Consider the following 15,607-nt stretch of genomic DNA (forward strand, 5'->3'; position numbering starts at 1 on the left):
GAGATGGCACTGCAATCACTGGATATCAAACGCCTCTCGGCCACGACCTTGCCCGAACCGCAAGTGCGTGAGCCGGTGACGGGCACGGTCGCCAAGCTCATCGACGTATCGAAGTGCATTGGCTGCAAGGCGTGTCAGACGGCCTGCATGGAGTGGAACGATCTGCGCGACGAGATCGGTACCACGACCGGCATCTATGACAACCCGCGCGATCTGTCTGAGCATTCGTGGACCGTCATGCGGTTCTCGGAGTACGAGAACACCGAAGGCGATCTCGAGTGGCTGATCCGCAAGGACGGCTGCATGCACTGCGAGGATCCGGGCTGCCTGAAGGCCTGCCCCTCGCCGGGCGCGATCGTGCAGTACACGAACGGCATCGTGGATTTTCACGAGGAAAACTGCATCGGCTGCGGCTATTGCGTAACCGGCTGCCCGTTCAATGTGCCGCGTATTTCGAAGAAGGACAACCGTGCGTACAAGTGCACGCTGTGTTCGGACCGCGTGGCCGTCGGTCAGGAGCCGGCGTGCGTGAAGACCTGCCCGACTGGCGCGATCATGTTCGGCACCAAGGAGGACATGAAGCAGCAGGCGGCGGATCGGATTGTCGATCTGAAGGAGCGCGGTTTCCAGAACGCCGGTTTATACGATCCTGCCGGCGTGGGCGGCACGCACGTGATGTACGTGCTGCATCACGCCGACAAAGCCAACCTGTATCACGGCTTGCCGCAGAATCCGAAAATCAGCGTGATGGTTTCTCTGTGGAAAGGTCTGGCGAAACCGCTGGCGCTGGCAGGTATCGCGTTTGCTGCGGTGGCAGGGTTCTTCCATTACACCCGTGTCGGTCCGAACGAGGTGACGGAGGCGGAAGAAGCCGAAGCACAGCACGAAGCTGACGAAGCACGCCGTTCGCGGGAGGCATCCGATGAAGCACGCTGAAAATCATGAGCACGTTGTGCTGAAAGACGTGAAGGGCAACAGCCTGATCCAGCGCTATACGCCGAATGAACGGACGAATCACTGGATCACTGCCATCACGTTCGTTCTGCTGGCGCTCTCCGGTCTCGCCATGTTTCATCCGGCCATGTCGTGGCTGTACGCGATCTTCGGCGGCGGGCAATGGACGCGGATTCTGCATCCGTTTGTTGGCTGCGTGATGTTCCTGTCGTTCCTGATTCTTGCGTTGCGCTTCTGGCATCACAACTATCTGGACAAAGCCGACATCCAGTGGATGAAGCAGATCGACGACGTGCTCAACAATCGTGAGGAAAAACTCCCTGCGATTGGGAAATACAACGCCGGTCAAAAGCTGCTATTTTTCACTATGGTGATTTGCCTGCTGCTGTTGCTGGCGAGCGGCATTGTGATCTGGCGGCGCTATTTCTCGTTCTATTTTCCGATCGAAATCATTCGCCTCGCGGCGCTGGTTCATGCTGCGGCTGCGTTCGTGCTGATCGTCGGCATCGTCGTGCATATTTATGCGGCGTTGTGGATCAAGGGCTCGATCGGTGCGATGACGCGCGGGACGGTGACCTACGGCTGGGCAAGAAAGCATCATCCGAACTGGTTCAAGGAAATCATCGGCAAGTAGGAACGGCAATAGATAGGGAAAACGCGTGGCGCAACTTGCCACGCACCCCGAGCCGCCGCCCCTGTTCGACGAACTGCGGCGGCTCTTCAGTTTTCAGCGCAGTTTTCAGAGGTCGATACTTTGGTTCAACGCATTCTTGAGGCCGGCGATATCGAATCGCTCGACCACACGGCGATTCCCCGCATCCGTACGCCGGAACGGCTGGCGGTCTTTTCGGCGCGCGCCGCGCGGCTGCGTCAGTTGGCGGCGCTCAGCAATCCGATCGCCGGCTATTTGCGTCTGATGGCTGTGCTCGCGGACGCGCAGCAAGCCGTGATCACCGGCTTCAAGGCAAAGCCGCCCAGCGCCGAGTTGATCGCGAGTGCACAGCAGCATTCCATGCCGCTGATTCCAGCGCTTTCCGGCGTGCGCGATCCCGCGTGGCACGAGGTTTTGCTGCATCTGCTCGACAAGGTGCAGGCCGCCGGCCCGCTTACACCGCCGCTAGAAGCGCTCATTGAAAAGCAGCGAACGCTGGATCAGGCCACGCTCGACACCCAGGCCGACGCGATCTTCGCGCAGCGCTTCGAGGAAGTCGATCCGGCGAGCGCGCCGTTCATCATGGCGGCGCTGCAAGTCGTATGGACCGACCTTGCTGCCGACATCGACAAGCGCGAGGTGCCGTACATCGAGACGCTGGGCTTGTGTCCGGTGTGTGGATCGCATCCGGTGGCAAGCATGGTGCGCGTGGGCGGTGCGTACGACAATTACCGTTACCTGCAATGCGGCCTGTGTGCGACGGAGTGGCACATGGTCCGCGCGAAATGCTCGAACTGCGATTCGACCAAAGGCATTGCCTATCACGCTGTCGGCTCGCAGGACGCCGACGAGGCCACGCGAGAAGCCGATTCGAAGAATGCGTCCTTGAAGGCGGAGTCGTGCGATGAATGCCATACTTACCGGAAGATCGGCATCCAGTCGAAGGACTACGATTTCGAACCGTTCGCGGACGATCTCGCCAGTCTCACGCTGGACCTGCTGATGGGAGCGGAAGGTTACCGGCGCGCGTCGCCGCATCCGTGGCTCTGGCCGGAACAGGCCGAACCTGCGGCTGATGATTCTTCCGGCGAGTCCGACTGAGAATGAGGATTGCCTCGTGAGCGATGTAACCGGCTCTGAATTGCGGGCGCTGATGGCGCGTGTGCCGTCGGTAGAAAAGGTGATGGCGTCGGCCGAGTTTGCGCCGTTGCTAACCGAGTTCGGCCGTACTCAGGTGTTGGGTGCTCTGCGTGACGCACTCGACGCCTGGCGCGCCAGCGCGCAGTCCGGCGATGCGTCGGTGAGCGCGCTCGATATCGCGCAACTACAGGTCACCGTCGAGGCCACGCTGCGCCGCCGCAACGCGGCCCGCTTGCGCAGCGTCTTCAATCTGACCGGCACCGTGCTGCATACCAATCTCGGCCGCGCATTGCTGCCCGACGAAGCGGTGCAAGCCGTCATGAAGGCGCTCACGCAACCGGCCAACCTCGAGTTCGATCTCGGCACCGGCAAGCGCGGTGATCGCGACGACCTGATCGACGAACTCATCTGCGAACTGACAGGGGCCGAAGCGGCTACCGTCGTCAACAATAATGCCGCGGCAGTGTTGCTTACGTTGTCCGCATTGGCGTCGAAGAAAGAAGTGATCGTGTCGCGTGGCGAGCTGGTTGAAATCGGCGGCGCGTTTCGCATTCCCGACATCATGAACCGTGCGGGCGCGAAGTTGCGCGAAGTCGGCACCACCAACCGTACGCATCTGAAGGACTACGACGAAGCGATCAGTCCGCAGACTGCGCTGTTGATGAAAGTCCACACGAGCAATTACGCGATCAGCGGATTCACCAAAGAGGTCGCGGTCGACGCCATCGCGCCGCTTGCCCACACGCGCGGTCTTGCCGTGGCGGTGGACCTCGGTAGCGGCACGCTGGTCGATCTGACGCAATGGGGCTTGCCGCGTGAGACGACCGTGCGCGAAACCATCGAAGCCGGTGCCGACCTCGTCACGTTCAGCGGTGACAAGCTGCTTGGCGGCCCACAGGCGGGGTTGATCGTCGGCCGGCGTGATCTGATCGCCAAGATCAAGAAACATCCCCTCAAGCGCGCGCTGCGGGTCGGCAAACTGACGCTCGCGGCATTGGAGCCCGTGCTGCAGATGTATCGCGCGCCGGAAAAACTCGCTGAGCGGCTGACCACGCTGCGTTTGCTTACGCGACCGGGTGACGATATCCGGCTCACCGCGGAGCGGGTGCAGCCTGCGTTGCAGCGTGTGGCCGGCGATCGCTACGTCGTCGTGGCCGAGCCCATGTTCAGTCAGATAGGCAGCGGCGCATTGCCTGTCGATGTGCTGCCGAGCTACGGTCTTGTCGTCAGGACCGCCGACGGCAAGCGCAGCGGCCGTCAGTTGCTCGCGCTCGAGAAGCGCTTGCGTGAGATGGCGCGGCCGGTCATCGGCCGGATTGCAGACGATGCGTTGCGTCTCGATCTGCGCTGTCTCGAAGCCGCCGATGAAGCGCAGTTGATCGAGCAACTGAAGGACGTGCAGGCATGATCGTAGGTACGGCCGGACATATCGACCACGGCAAAACGAGTCTGGTGAGAGCGTTGTCGGGCGTCGATACGGATCGTCTCAAGGAAGAAAAGGCGCGCGGTATTTCGATCGAACTGGGCTATGCATACGTGCCGCTCGACAACGGCGACGTGCTTGGCCTGATCGATGTGCCGGGCCACGAAAAGCTCGTCCATACGATGACCGCGGGCGCAAGCGGGATCGATTTCGCGCTGCTCGTGATTGCTGCTGATGATGGCGTCATGCCGCAAACGCGCGAACATATGGCGATTGTCGAGCTACTCGGCATCAAGCGCGGCGCGGTCGTGCTGACCAAGATAGATCGTGTTGATGCTGAGCGACTGCAGAAAGTACATGACGAGGTGACAGCGTTTCTGAGCGGCAGCGTGCTGCAGGACGCGCCCGTGTTCGACACCTGCGCGACGCGTGAGGATGATCCTGGCGTCGCCGCGTTGAAAGCGCATTTGCACGCAGCGGCAGCAGCGTGGCGCATGAAGCGCGACGACGGTCTGTTCCGTCTCGCGATCGACCGGGTCTTCACGCTTTCAGGTCAAGGCACGATCGTGACAGGAACTGTCGTGTCGGGACGCGTGACGGTGGGTGACACGATGCTGCTCGCGCCGAAAAATGAGCCGGTGCGTGTGCGTAGTATTCATGCGCAGAATCGACCGGCCGAGACTGGAAAGGCCGGCGAGCGCTGCGCGTTGAATCTGGCGGCCATCGAGAAGAGCGCAATCGATCGTGGCGACTGGATTGTCGATCCGCGTTTATCAGAAGCCTCGGAACGCATCGACGTCATGCTGACGCTACTCGCTGATGCACCGTTGACGCTGGAGCATTGGGCGCCGCTGCATGTGCACCTCGGCACACAGCATCAGGTGGCGCATGTCGCGTTGCTCGATGGCGAAACGTTCGGCGCAGGTCAGCGGGCGCGCGTGCAACTCGTGTTCGAACGGCCGGTGTGCGCCCTTCCTGGCGACCGCTTTGTCGTGCGCAATGCCCAGGCTAATCGCACGGTTGGGGGTGGTCATGTGCTCGATCCGTTTGCGCCTTCGCGGAAACGTCGCTCGGCGGAGCGGCTGGCGTGGCTCGATGCGATTCAGGTCATGCTCGACACCGGCGCGCTGGATTCGCTTCTGGCAAGGGCGCCGCATGGATTGTCCCGTTCGTTGCTGGAACGACTGACGGGTATGCCGGCGGCCGTGCTCGCGTTGCCATCTGACACACGCGTGGTGGAACTCCCCGGCGGTAATGACGCGTTGTTGATCGCCGATGCGTCATGGCGTGCCTTGAATGCGCGCCTGATTGCGGCGCTAAGGCAATACCACGAGCGCTCGCCAGACGAACTCGGCCCGGATGTCTCGCGCTTACGGCGGATCGCAGCGCCGCTCGTCGACGACGCACTGTGGCGTGCACTAGTCGACGATTCAGCGGCGCGCGGCGAGATCATCAGGCGCGGGCCGTGGTTGCATTTGCCGGACCACGCGGTGACGCTCGACGACGCCGATCGCGCACTCGCTTCGGCGCTGCTGCCGGCGCTAAAAGACGGACGTTTCGATCCGCCTTGGGTGCGTGATCTGGCAAATGCACACGGCGTATCCGAAGACCGCGTGCGGCAGTTACTGCGCAAACTCGCGCGGCAGGGCGAGCTTTTTCAGGTTGTGCGCGACCTCTTCTATCACCACGAGGTGATTCGCGAACTGGCTTTGATTGCGGGTTCCGAAGCAGAAAAGAATGCGGGTACGGTAGCGGCCGCACCGTTTCGCGATGTCACCGGCCTTGGGCGAAAACGTGCGATCCAGCTTTTGGAATTCTTCGACCGGGTTGGATATACTCGCTTCCACCGTGGCCTCCATCTGATGCGCACGGATAGTCGTTGGCTCGAACTGATCTGATTCAGTGTTTGAGTTGCAGGGCGTGGTTCAGGTAGTTCAATTTGTTCAATCACCGTAGGAAGGCATTCGCATCCGGTGGTGCGGCTGGACTTCAAATCCAGTTGAGGGCGTCAGACGCTCTCAGGTCGGTTCGACTCCGGCTGCCTTCCGCCAGGACATTCCCGGAGCGAGGCAACGCTCGCTGTCGAGGCATGGAATCACAGTACCTGGTTTTCGATCGACATTCTGCTTCTGCTACACAAAGAAGTCAGGATCAAGCGTCTCGATTGCGAGCCCGGTGCCGCGAATAACACACGTCATCGGTTGTTCAGCGACCGCCACGGCCAGTCCCGTTTCCTCGCGCAGGCGCTGATCAAGGCCTCGCAGCATGGCGCTCCCACCGGCCAGCATGAACCCGCGATCGGCGATGTCGGCGGCAAGTTCCGGCGGGATGCTTTCCAGGACGCGTCTTAGCAGCGATACGATTTGCCCGAGTGGCTCGGCGAGCGCTTCATATACCTCCTGGCTCGATAGGGTCATGGAGCGTGGTATGCCTTCCGCCAAGCTGCGGCCGGTCACCCCCAAAAACAGGTCGTCCCTTGGCGGAAGGGCGCAGCCGATCTCCAGCTTGACCCGTTGCGCGGTGTGTTCGCCGATCAGCAAGCCGTGCGTGCGGCGAACATAGTTAACAATGGCCTGGTTAAACGTGTCGCCTCCCACGCGGGCGGATGCTCCACGCACGACGCTGCCGAGCGCAATGACGCCGATTTCAGTCGTGCCGGCGCCAATATCGACGACCATGCAACCCGTGGCATCGGAAATAGCGAGCCCAGCGCCGAGGGCTGCGGCCAGCGGTTTCGCGAGCAGCGCAACGTGGGACGCACCGGCACCATGTATCGCTTCCTTAAAGGCTCGGCGCTCCACCTGGGTCGCGTCACCCGGAACGGTGACGGTGATTCGTGGCGCGTTCGCCCGCCATCGGCCTTTGCAGGCATGACGCACGAATTGCCGGATCATCTGCTCGCTTGCCGAGAAGTTTGAGATGACGCCGCCGCGAATTGGCGTGACGGCTTCGATGTTCTGCGGCAGCCGGCCGAGCATTCTCCTCGCCTCGTCACCCACGGACAGCGTCGGACGACCGCGCGCTCTTAACGAGTTGTTTCCATGAGTACACAGCACAGACGCCTGATTCAGAACGACGCCGGCCCCGGAGATGTGAATTCGCGTGTTCGCTGTTCCTACGTCGAGGGCCAGGTCAGTTGGACGAAGGCGCAACAAGCCCCTTATTGACATGAAAAGTGCGTAGCTGTGACCCGATGATTCATTCTTGGCTTTCCGGATGCGTTGTTGAGTGGTTATGTGTGCGGAAGCGTCATAGATCCAGGGCGTGTTTAGCGCTATTCCGCGTTTCGCGGCAGACGGTAAGACGAAGTTCCACACGCAATGCCTTCACAACCGGTTTACGGCCCAGGCGAAGTTGCAATCAAGGGCGATTTACGTAGGTGTTTTCTGAAATTTATGTCAGTTAATCCCGCTCTTGGGTAGTCAGGATTTTTCGGGCAAGTGAACTTGAATATGCTTCATGCTGACGCAAAGCGGCTGAGCAAAAAGGGCGCGACGTCAAGTTCGGGCGTACGTTGGAGAATGAGATCGGTGACCAACTGCGACACGATTGGGGCAAGCGTGTAGCCGTTCGACGTCACGGCATTGAAGAAGCCGGGAACACCTTCAACGGGGCCGACAATGGGCGCGCCGTCGATGTCGATATTCATGCCGGCCCAGGCGCGCACCATGTGCATTCCTTTGAGCGCGGGCAGCACGTGGCTTGCGACCCAGACATTGCCTTCGATGCTCTCGCGCATTGCGTGATTCATGCGCCGCGCGGGGTCGAACGCGGCGGTCCAGCCGCCGCCGATCAGGATGCCGCCGGTCGCGGTCTGCTTCAGGCTCAAGTGGCGGTCGGCGTGGGCGATCAGATGGTCGACGAGCTTCGGCGCGGGTTCCGTGGCGATCATCTGCAACGGCGTGCCCGCCACCGGGACGTGCACGCCGAGCATCGCACCGATTTCTTTCGCCCACGCGCCGGCGGCGTTGACCACGACACGTGAACGAATCCGGCCGCGGCTCGTGTCGACAGAAAAGCCGTCGCGATCACGCATGATCGCCGTGACGTTGGTCGCACGCTGGAAGCGCGCGCCCTGCGCGCTGGCAAGGCGCATGACGGCATACGTTGCGCGCAGCGGATTGATCTTGCCTTCCATCGGGCAATATTCGGCGCCGAGCAATGCGGGCGAAAGATGTGGCGACAACGCGAGCAGGCTGCGCGTATCGAGCAGTTCCGCTTCGATGCCGAACTGTTTCTCGAGCGCGATCTTCTGCTCGAGGAAGCGCATGCCAGCCTCGCTGTCGGCCACCATCAAACCGCCGGTCACACGAATTTCGAGGTTGTCGCCGCTTTCGCGTTCGAGCTGCTGCCAGAGCCGCACTGACGCAGGGCCGAGCGCAAGCGTGTTGGCTGCGGGCGTCCCGCCCGCACGCGCCTTCTTGCCGAAATCGAACGACAGGAGTTGCACGTGCAGGCTGCCCGCGTTTGCGCCGGACGCTTGCAGGTTGAGATCGTCGCGGTCTACCACCAGCACATCGCGGCCGGCACGGCTCAGAAAATGACCAAGACATGCACCCATCACGCCACCGCCGATCACGAGAATGTCGGTAGTCTGATCGCCCAGCGCGGGTTCTTTTACAGGCCGCGCAATGTTCGGCGTGGACGCCTTGCGATGGCCACCCCATTCGGGCTTCTCGAACGCGAGCGCGGCGAGCGGCGTGGGACGTATTGGCACACGCGGTGCGAGAAAATGCATGACCTCGCGGACACGGCCGGTCGATTCCTCGATGAGCTTCGCGCAACTCGCCGCGCAATTGCGGCCCTGGCAGCGGCCCATACCGAGGCGGGTGTTGCGCTTGATCGACGCAAGCGTGTCGTGGCCGGCGGCGAGCTGGTCGACGATCACGCCCTGCGTCACGTCCTCGCATCGGCAGACGATCGTGTCGCGCGGCACATCCGCGATATGCGGCGTCGGTGCGGCGAAAATCTTCCACAGCGCGGTCTGGAACCGGTCCGCGCGCCCCAACGCGCGGCGTGCCGCAGCACGCGATCTCTCGGCGTCCGCCGTTGACTGAAGACGTAGCGCATCTGCCGCCGCGTGGCCCGCGAGCGTCCCGCGCGCGAGCGCGACCCGGGCGCCACCGATGCGTGCACCGTCGCCTGCCGCAAACACGCCTGCGATGCTCGTCTGCCCGTTTGCGTCGATGTCAGTGGCGAGATGTCCAATGCCTCTGTCGACGAACGAATGCGTGCAGCCGAGCGTCCGTGCGATATCGGTCGTCGGTGCGAAACCGTCACCGACGCACAGGGTGTCACAGGAGAGGGTGATGGTTTTGTCGTCGCAAATGTAGGTAATCTCTGCGAGCCGCTGCTTGCCATGCGCCTCGAGCCCGCGTGTGTTCCAGACCACCGGCACGTTCGCGGCGCGCAGCGTAGCGAGGTAAGCGGCGCCGTCGCGAATCAGGCTGGGCGCTTCGCGGGTCGCTATAAGCAGTTCGCGCCACAGGCGCAAGCCGGGCTGCGGCGCACTTTCGAGAACCGCCACGACGTTCGCACCGCCGGTCACCAACTCGGCGGCAAGTTGCAGGTTCAGCGGCCCGTTGCCCGCAATGACGATCCGCTCGCCCGGCGCCACGCGATACGCCCGCGCCAGCGTTTGTGCGCCACCGGTGGTCATCACGCCGGGCAGGGTCCAGCCCGGGAAGGGCGTGGTGTATTCGTATGCGCCGGGAGCGAGCACGATCTGCTGCGGACGGAAGACGACGCTTGCGCCATTTACGATCACGCCGATTTCGTGCGGGCCGAATGTGCCCCAGACGAACGCCTCCGACGTGAGCGTGACGCCCATCGTTCGAGCACGCCGGATCAGCGCTGCGCCTTCGCGGAACTGTCGATCGAGTTTGCTGGCCTGCTGGCTCGGGGCGATCTGCTTGAAAAACTGCCCCCCCGCCATAGGGCGCTCGTCAATCACCTCGACCGACGCACCACGCGAGCGGGCCGCGCACGCCGCCGATAGTCCTGCGGGGCCGGCGCCTACCACCAGCACGTCGACGGTGACCTCGCGCGGCTGCGTGCCTTCAGGCGTCGGGGCGAGCGGCACATGAGCGCCGGCGTTTGCGCGCTCAGTGCCTTGCGCGGTGACCTGCATGCCGTCCGCCGCCTTCGTCATGCAGGCGCGTTGTCCCTGTTTGCCGCCCACGCACACGAGGCACTCGAAGCAGTTGCCCATGCCGCAATACAGCCCGCGCCGCGCCCCATCGCGTGTCTCCCGATACACCCCACAGCCGGCGTCGGCAAGCGCCGCGGCAATGGACTCACCCTCCAACGCGCGGATGCGCTCGCCGTCGTATTCGAACGAGATGAGCTTGCCGGATGGCGCGATGTGCGATTTTTTTAGACGCATCAGAAACCTTGTTGCATTGGGCTTTGCACGTCTTCCAGACGGAGGCCGGAATTTGAAAAACTTGACGTATGGAATTTGTATACAAATGCTATACAAACAATATGCAAACGCAAAGCGCTCAAAAAAACCGGATTCCAGCTCTACGATGAAAACTTTTCGCGGCACCTACACCGTTCTGATTACGCCCTTTACCGCCGACGGCAAGCATGTCGACGTGCCAGCTCTGCGCAAGCTTGTGAACTGGCAGATCGAAGAGGGGATTCATGGGCTCATTCCGCTCGGCAGCACGGGCGAATTCCTTTCGCTGAAGGATGCGGAGCGGCTGGAAGTGGCGCAGACCGTGATCGAGGCGGCGGCGGGCCGCGTGCCGGTGCTGCTCGGTACGGGGATGGAATGGACCGACGACGCCATTGCCCGCTCGCGGGAAGCGCAGGAACTCGGTGCGGACGGCGTGATGGTCATTCCGCCGTTCTACAGCACGCCTACCGAAGACGAACTCTTTGAGCACTACCGTCGGATCGGCGAGTCGATCGATCTGCCGATCATGATTTACAACAATCCAGCCACGGCGAACGTCGACCTCAAGCCGGAACTCGTCGCGCGCCTGTCGCACATCGACAACGTGAGCTACATCAAGGAGTCGACGTTGGAGGTCACGCGGGTGCGCGACATCGTCGAATTGTGCGGTGACCGCATGACCGTGTTTGCGGGGATTCTCGGCTACGAATCCATGTGTGTCGGTGCGCAGGGCTGGGTGGCGGTGTGTTCGAACCTGCTGCCGAAACTTTCCGCCCGGCTTTACGAATGCACTGCTGTCGAGCGTGATCTCGACGCGGGACTCGCGATTTATCACGAAATCCTGCCGATCGTGCGTTGGGTTGGCGGTCATCGCTATGTCTCGGCAAGCAAGGCCGGCCTCGAGATGATGGGCTTGCCCGTGGGCGCGCCGCGCGCGCCGCGTCTGCCGCTGCCGCAAGGCGATCGCGAACTGCTGCGCGCCGACCTTGCGGCGCTCGGCGTCCTGAACACGCTGTCCTGATTCTTTTCCCCCTGGAGAATTTCATGTCCTTCCGCTCGTTTGCCCGTCCGTTTCTGCTTTCAGGCGCACTCGCGCTTGCTGCCGCGTTGAACGCACAGCCGGCCGCTGCCGCGTGCACGTCGTCGATTCCCGCCGACGCGCTGATCAAGAAAGGCGCGCTCATCATGTCGACCAACCCGACGCTGCCGCCGCTGCAATACACCGACGGTTCCGGACAACTGATGGGCATGCGAATCGAATTGGGCGAAGAGATCGCCAGGCGTCTGTGCCTCACGCCCGAATACGTGAAGATCGATTTCGACGCGATGGTGCCGGGTCTGCAAGGTGGCCGCTGGGATGTCATCAATACCGGCATTTTCGTGACCGACGCGCGTACCCGCATCATGCAGATGATCCCGTACGAGAACCAGGCGATCAGCATTTCCGCCACCTCGTCGAATCCGTTGAAAATCACGAAGACGGACGACCTCGCGGGGCACACGGTGGCCGTCGAGATCGGTGGTTTCGAGGAGGCGCAGGCGCGCGCAATGATGAAGGATATGACGGCGCGCGGGTTGACGCCCTTCACGCTACGCACCTTCGACACGTTTTCGATTGCTTATCAGGCGCTGGCCGCCGGCCAGGTGGACGCGGTCGTCTCGATCGACGCGGTGGCCGGCGAATACCAGAAGCGCGGCGGCTTTGCGCGTGTCGTGTCCGGCATTCACCCGACGCCGGTCGCGCTTGCAGCGAAGAGCCCGGCTCTCGCGAGCGCGATCGCCGGCGTGCTCGACGAGATGCAGAAGGACGGCAGCTACCAGAAGCTGTTTGCGAAGTACGGCATGAAGCCGCTCGATGCGCCAATCGCAGTCGCACAACCGAAGTGATCGCTGCACGAACACGTTGATTACATCTGCAGGAGCCAGGCAATGAGCAAAGGATGGAGCTGGGACGGTTTCGCCTCATATCTGATCAGCCCGTACTTGATCGGCGGCGCGTTTCAGACCATCTGGCTGACGCTCGTGGCGATCGCGGGCGGCCTTGTTCTCGGTTCGCTTATCGCGTTCGCGCGGTTGTCCGGGAAGCATTGGCTGTCAGCGCCGGCTGCGTTCTACGTTTGGGTTTTTCGTGGGACGCCGCTGCTGGTGCAACTGATCATCCTGTACACGGGGCTGCCGCAGGTCGGGCTGCGTTTCTCCGTGATCGAGGCGGCGCTCATCGGCTTGATCCTCAACGAGGCGGCATATCTGGCCGAGATTATCCGGGGGGGCATTATCGCAGTGCCGCGCGGACAGACCAGCGCCGCGAAGGCACTCGGCCTGACTAGTGTGCAGACTATGAGTCAGATCGTCTTCCCGCAAGCGATGCGGCTCATCGTGCCGTCGCTTGGCAATAGCGTGAACAGCCTGCTGAAGACGACCTCGATCACGTCGGTGATCTCGATGGAAGAACTGCTCAGACGCACGCAGGAACTCATCCAGGAACGCTTCATGGTGCTCGAGCTGTTTGTCGTGGCCGCGCTTTACTACCTGCTGATGACGACGGTCTGGAGCTTCTTCCAGCGCAAGATCGAAGCCTATTACGGGCGGGGCTATGCCGCGCACGACACACACCGAAGCGGTTGGCGCGCATGGCTCTCGGCGCGCCGCACGCTGCACGTAGCAGCCCGCTCTCATTGATTCCGGAGAAACACTCGTGACCGCTATGTACCAATCCAGCTTCGACACGGTGATTCTCAACGCGCGCATTGCCACGGCGGCCGACCTCTACACCGCCGATATCGGCATCCTCGATGGCGTTGTTGTTGCCATCGGCCGCGATTTGCCCAACGGCCGCGAGACGATCGATGCCAGGGGCCGCTTCGTCACGCCAGGCGGTGTGGACGCGCACGTCCATCTCGACCAGCCCACGTCCGACGGCTCAAAAATGGCGGACGATTTTCTGACCGGCACGCGCTCAGCAGCATGCGGCGGCACCACGACGGTCATCCCGTTCGCGCTGCAGTTCAAGGGGCGCAGCGTGCGCGCGGCGGTCGAGGACTATCACACCCGGGCCAACGGTAAGGCCTCGATTGACTATGCGTTCCACCTGATTGTGTCGGACCCGACAGAGGCGGTGCTGAAGGACGAACTGCCGGCACTGATCGCGGACGGTTATACGTCGATCAAGGTCTATATGACCTACGACGACATGAAGCTCGACGATCGCCAGATCATAGACGTGCTCGCCTGCGCGCGTGTTCATGGTGCGATGACGATGGTCCATGCGGAGAACAGCGATTGCATTGGCTGGTTGACCGAACGGCTGCTCGCGGCCGGGCTCACCGCGCCGAAGTATCACGGCGATTCGCGGCCGATGCTGGTCGAGCGGGAAGCGACTCATCGGGCGATTGCGTTGTCCGAGGTGACGGAGGCGCCGATTCTGATCGTCCATGTCTCCGGACGGGAGGCGATCGAGCAGATTCACTGGGCGCGCGGCCGGGGTCTGCCAATCTTCGCGGAAACCTGTCCGCAGTATCTTTTCCTCAGCGAAGAAGACCTCGCGCTCGAAGGCTTCGCCGGCGCGAAGTGCATCTGCAGCCCGCCGCCGCGCGACAAGGCGAACCAGCAAGCCGTATGGACCGGATTGCAGAACGGCATGTTCACGATCGTGTCGTCGGACCACGCGCCCTTTAACTACGACGATCCGCACGGCAAGATGCTGCACGGTGCCGCTGGCGGCTTCCATCAGGTGCCCAACGGCATTCCGGGCCTCGAAACACGGCTGCCTTTGCTGTTCTCGGAAGGAGTGCTGGCAGGCCGGATCGACATCAACCGCTTCGTGCAGCTCACGTCGACGAACGCGGCGAAACTGTACGGACTGTATCCGCGCAAGGGCGCGATCGCGGTGGGCAGTGACGCCGATCTGGTGATATGGGATACGGGTATTGAACGTACGATCCGCAACGACGAGCTTCACCATGCAGCCGATTACACGCCCTACGAGGGGCGCGAAGTGCGTGCGTGGCCCGCGATGACGCTGAGTCGAGGCGTGACCGTCTGGGCGGATGGGCAGTTCCGCGGGCGGGCCGGTCACGGACGGTTCCTGCGATGCGAGCGCCCCGACGTTGTAACATCGCAGGTCAAAGCCGGGACTGCAGCCATCTGAAGGCGGATTCGGCAGAAAAGAGAACTACCCGCAATCATGAAAAAAACAGACACGAAGGCAGCCGTAACGGGCGTGAAGAAGGCGACGAGGAAATCAACAGGCAACCTGCCGCAGCCGGATACACCGTCCATACAGACAGAGGAAACGCTCTCCGAAACGCGTGTCGCGAGCCTTGGCGAGCGCGCCTACCGGCGCTTGCGCGAGATGATCCTGGATCGTGAGCTGGAGGCGGGCGCGCTGCTCAATGAGTTGCGTGTCGCCGACCAACTGGAAATGTCGCGTACACCTGTTCGCGAAGCGCTGATCCGGCTCACCGGCGAAGGCCTGCTGGTGCGCGCCGACGCGCGCAGTTTTGCGGTGCGCACAGTGTCTACCCGCGAGTTTTTCGAAAGCATGCGGGTTCGTGAAGTACTCGAAGCACAGGCGATCGACCTCGGCATCCAGCGGCTCACGCCCGCGGCGATCGAGGCGCTGGAAGAGAAGGTTCACGCGCTCGAGGTCGGCAAGCATACGGAAGTCGAGCATCGTGAACTGGATGATCTGCTGCACAGAACGATTGCAGAGGCGTCGGGCAATGCCGTTCTCGTCCAGATGATCACGATGATGCGGCTGAATGCACGGCTCTTTCGCGTGACGAGCCATCTTCACCGCCAGCAGGAGAATCACGTCGAACATTTGGCGATCCTCGCCGCGCTGAAGTCGCATGACAAGGTGGAAGCGCGCAACGCGATGATCAGTCACATTCGCGGACTTCAGGACGACGTGATCAAGGCGATAACGGGGTAACCCTCGCTGGGTCTTACCTTCGAAGGTCTGAATTAGAATATGGATAATTAGTATATCTATTAGAAAAAAGCCCGGACTCAAGTGAAAAGGCTGAGCCCTGTG

General features: G+C 62.1%; 12 protein-coding genes and 1 tRNA gene. 11 read left to right on the plus strand and 2 right to left on the minus strand.

Translation table 11 applies throughout. From position 1 onward, the window contains the following. Positions 1-3: 3 nt before the first annotated feature. The 6 genes from fdxH to KHO30_RS22920 all read left to right on the plus strand — a co-directional run bounded on the left by fdxH (position 4) and on the right by KHO30_RS22920 (position 6,220). Complete coding sequence (fdxH, locus tag KHO30_RS22895; protein WP_093646694.1) at positions 4-936, plus strand: formate dehydrogenase subunit beta; 933 nt, start codon at positions 4-6, stop codon at positions 934-936. Beyond that, positions 923-1,588, plus strand: coding sequence for a formate dehydrogenase subunit gamma (locus KHO30_RS22900; RefSeq protein ID WP_097394618.1), 666 nt, complete (start codon positions 923-925; stop codon positions 1,586-1,588). Before fdxH ends, KHO30_RS22900 begins: the two co-directional genes overlap by 14 nt. 120 nt (positions 1,589-1,708) lie before the next feature. Continuing rightward, a complete protein-coding gene (gene fdhE, locus KHO30_RS22905) occupies positions 1,709-2,707 on the plus strand; it encodes a formate dehydrogenase accessory protein FdhE (RefSeq protein ID WP_093646699.1) in 999 nt (332 codons plus the stop codon). Between the two features lie 16 nt (positions 2,708-2,723). Beyond that, positions 2,724-4,154, plus strand: a complete 1,431-nt coding sequence (gene selA, locus KHO30_RS22910; RefSeq protein WP_211702434.1) for an L-seryl-tRNA(Sec) selenium transferase — start codon at positions 2,724-2,726, stop codon at positions 4,152-4,154. Beyond that, positions 4,151-6,067 (plus strand): selenocysteine-specific translation elongation factor, encoded by a 1,917-nt coding sequence (gene selB / locus KHO30_RS22915; protein WP_211702435.1) that lies wholly within the window; start codon positions 4,151-4,153, stop codon positions 6,065-6,067. The genes selA and selB overlap by 4 nt, the downstream gene beginning before the upstream one ends. 57 nt (positions 6,068-6,124) lie before the next feature. Continuing rightward, a tRNA-Sec gene (locus KHO30_RS22920) sits at positions 6,125-6,220 on the plus strand. An 81-nt stretch (positions 6,221-6,301) separates the two neighbouring features. Here the strand turns inward: KHO30_RS22920 and mreB are convergent. After that, positions 6,302-7,339, minus strand: coding sequence for a rod shape-determining protein (gene mreB, locus KHO30_RS22925; protein ID WP_211702813.1), 1,038 nt, complete (start codon positions 7,337-7,339; stop codon positions 6,302-6,304). Between the two features lie 287 nt (positions 7,340-7,626). After that, positions 7,627-10,554, minus strand: a complete 2,928-nt coding sequence (locus tag KHO30_RS22930) for an FAD-dependent oxidoreductase (RefSeq protein WP_211702436.1) — start codon at positions 10,552-10,554, stop codon at positions 7,627-7,629. Positions 10,555-10,699: 145 nt separating this feature from the next. On the opposite strand from KHO30_RS22930, the gene KHO30_RS22935 reads away from it, so the two are divergent. Genes KHO30_RS22935 through KHO30_RS22955 form a run of 5 tightly spaced genes read left to right on the plus strand, consistent with a single transcriptional unit; the run spans position 10,700 to position 15,505 of the window. Beyond that, positions 10,700-11,593 (plus strand): dihydrodipicolinate synthase family protein, encoded by an 894-nt coding sequence (locus KHO30_RS22935; RefSeq protein WP_211702437.1) that lies wholly within the window; start codon positions 10,700-10,702, stop codon positions 11,591-11,593. Between the two features lie 23 nt (positions 11,594-11,616). Next, complete coding sequence (locus tag KHO30_RS22940; RefSeq protein ID WP_211702438.1) at positions 11,617-12,459, plus strand: ABC transporter substrate-binding protein; 843 nt, start codon at positions 11,617-11,619, stop codon at positions 12,457-12,459. Between the two features lie 42 nt (positions 12,460-12,501). Beyond that, the gene (locus tag KHO30_RS22945) at positions 12,502-13,251 is read left to right on the plus strand and encodes an amino acid ABC transporter permease (protein ID WP_211702439.1); all 750 of its coding nucleotides are present in this window, start codon (positions 12,502-12,504) and stop codon (positions 13,249-13,251) included. A gap of 25 nt (positions 13,252-13,276) precedes the next feature. Beyond that, positions 13,277-14,719 carry a dihydropyrimidinase gene (gene hydA, locus KHO30_RS22950; RefSeq protein ID WP_211702814.1) on the plus strand — a complete coding sequence of 481 codons (1,443 nt, stop codon included), beginning with the start codon at positions 13,277-13,279 and terminating at the stop codon, positions 14,717-14,719. A 36-nt stretch (positions 14,720-14,755) separates the two neighbouring features. Next, a complete protein-coding gene (locus KHO30_RS22955) occupies positions 14,756-15,505 on the plus strand; it encodes a GntR family transcriptional regulator (RefSeq protein WP_211702440.1) in 750 nt (249 codons plus the stop codon). Positions 15,506-15,607 lie beyond the last annotated feature (102 nt).

It is taken from the genome of Paraburkholderia aspalathi, from assembly GCF_905220735.1.
Classification (GTDB): Bacteria; Pseudomonadota; Gammaproteobacteria; order Burkholderiales; family Burkholderiaceae; genus Paraburkholderia; species Paraburkholderia aspalathi.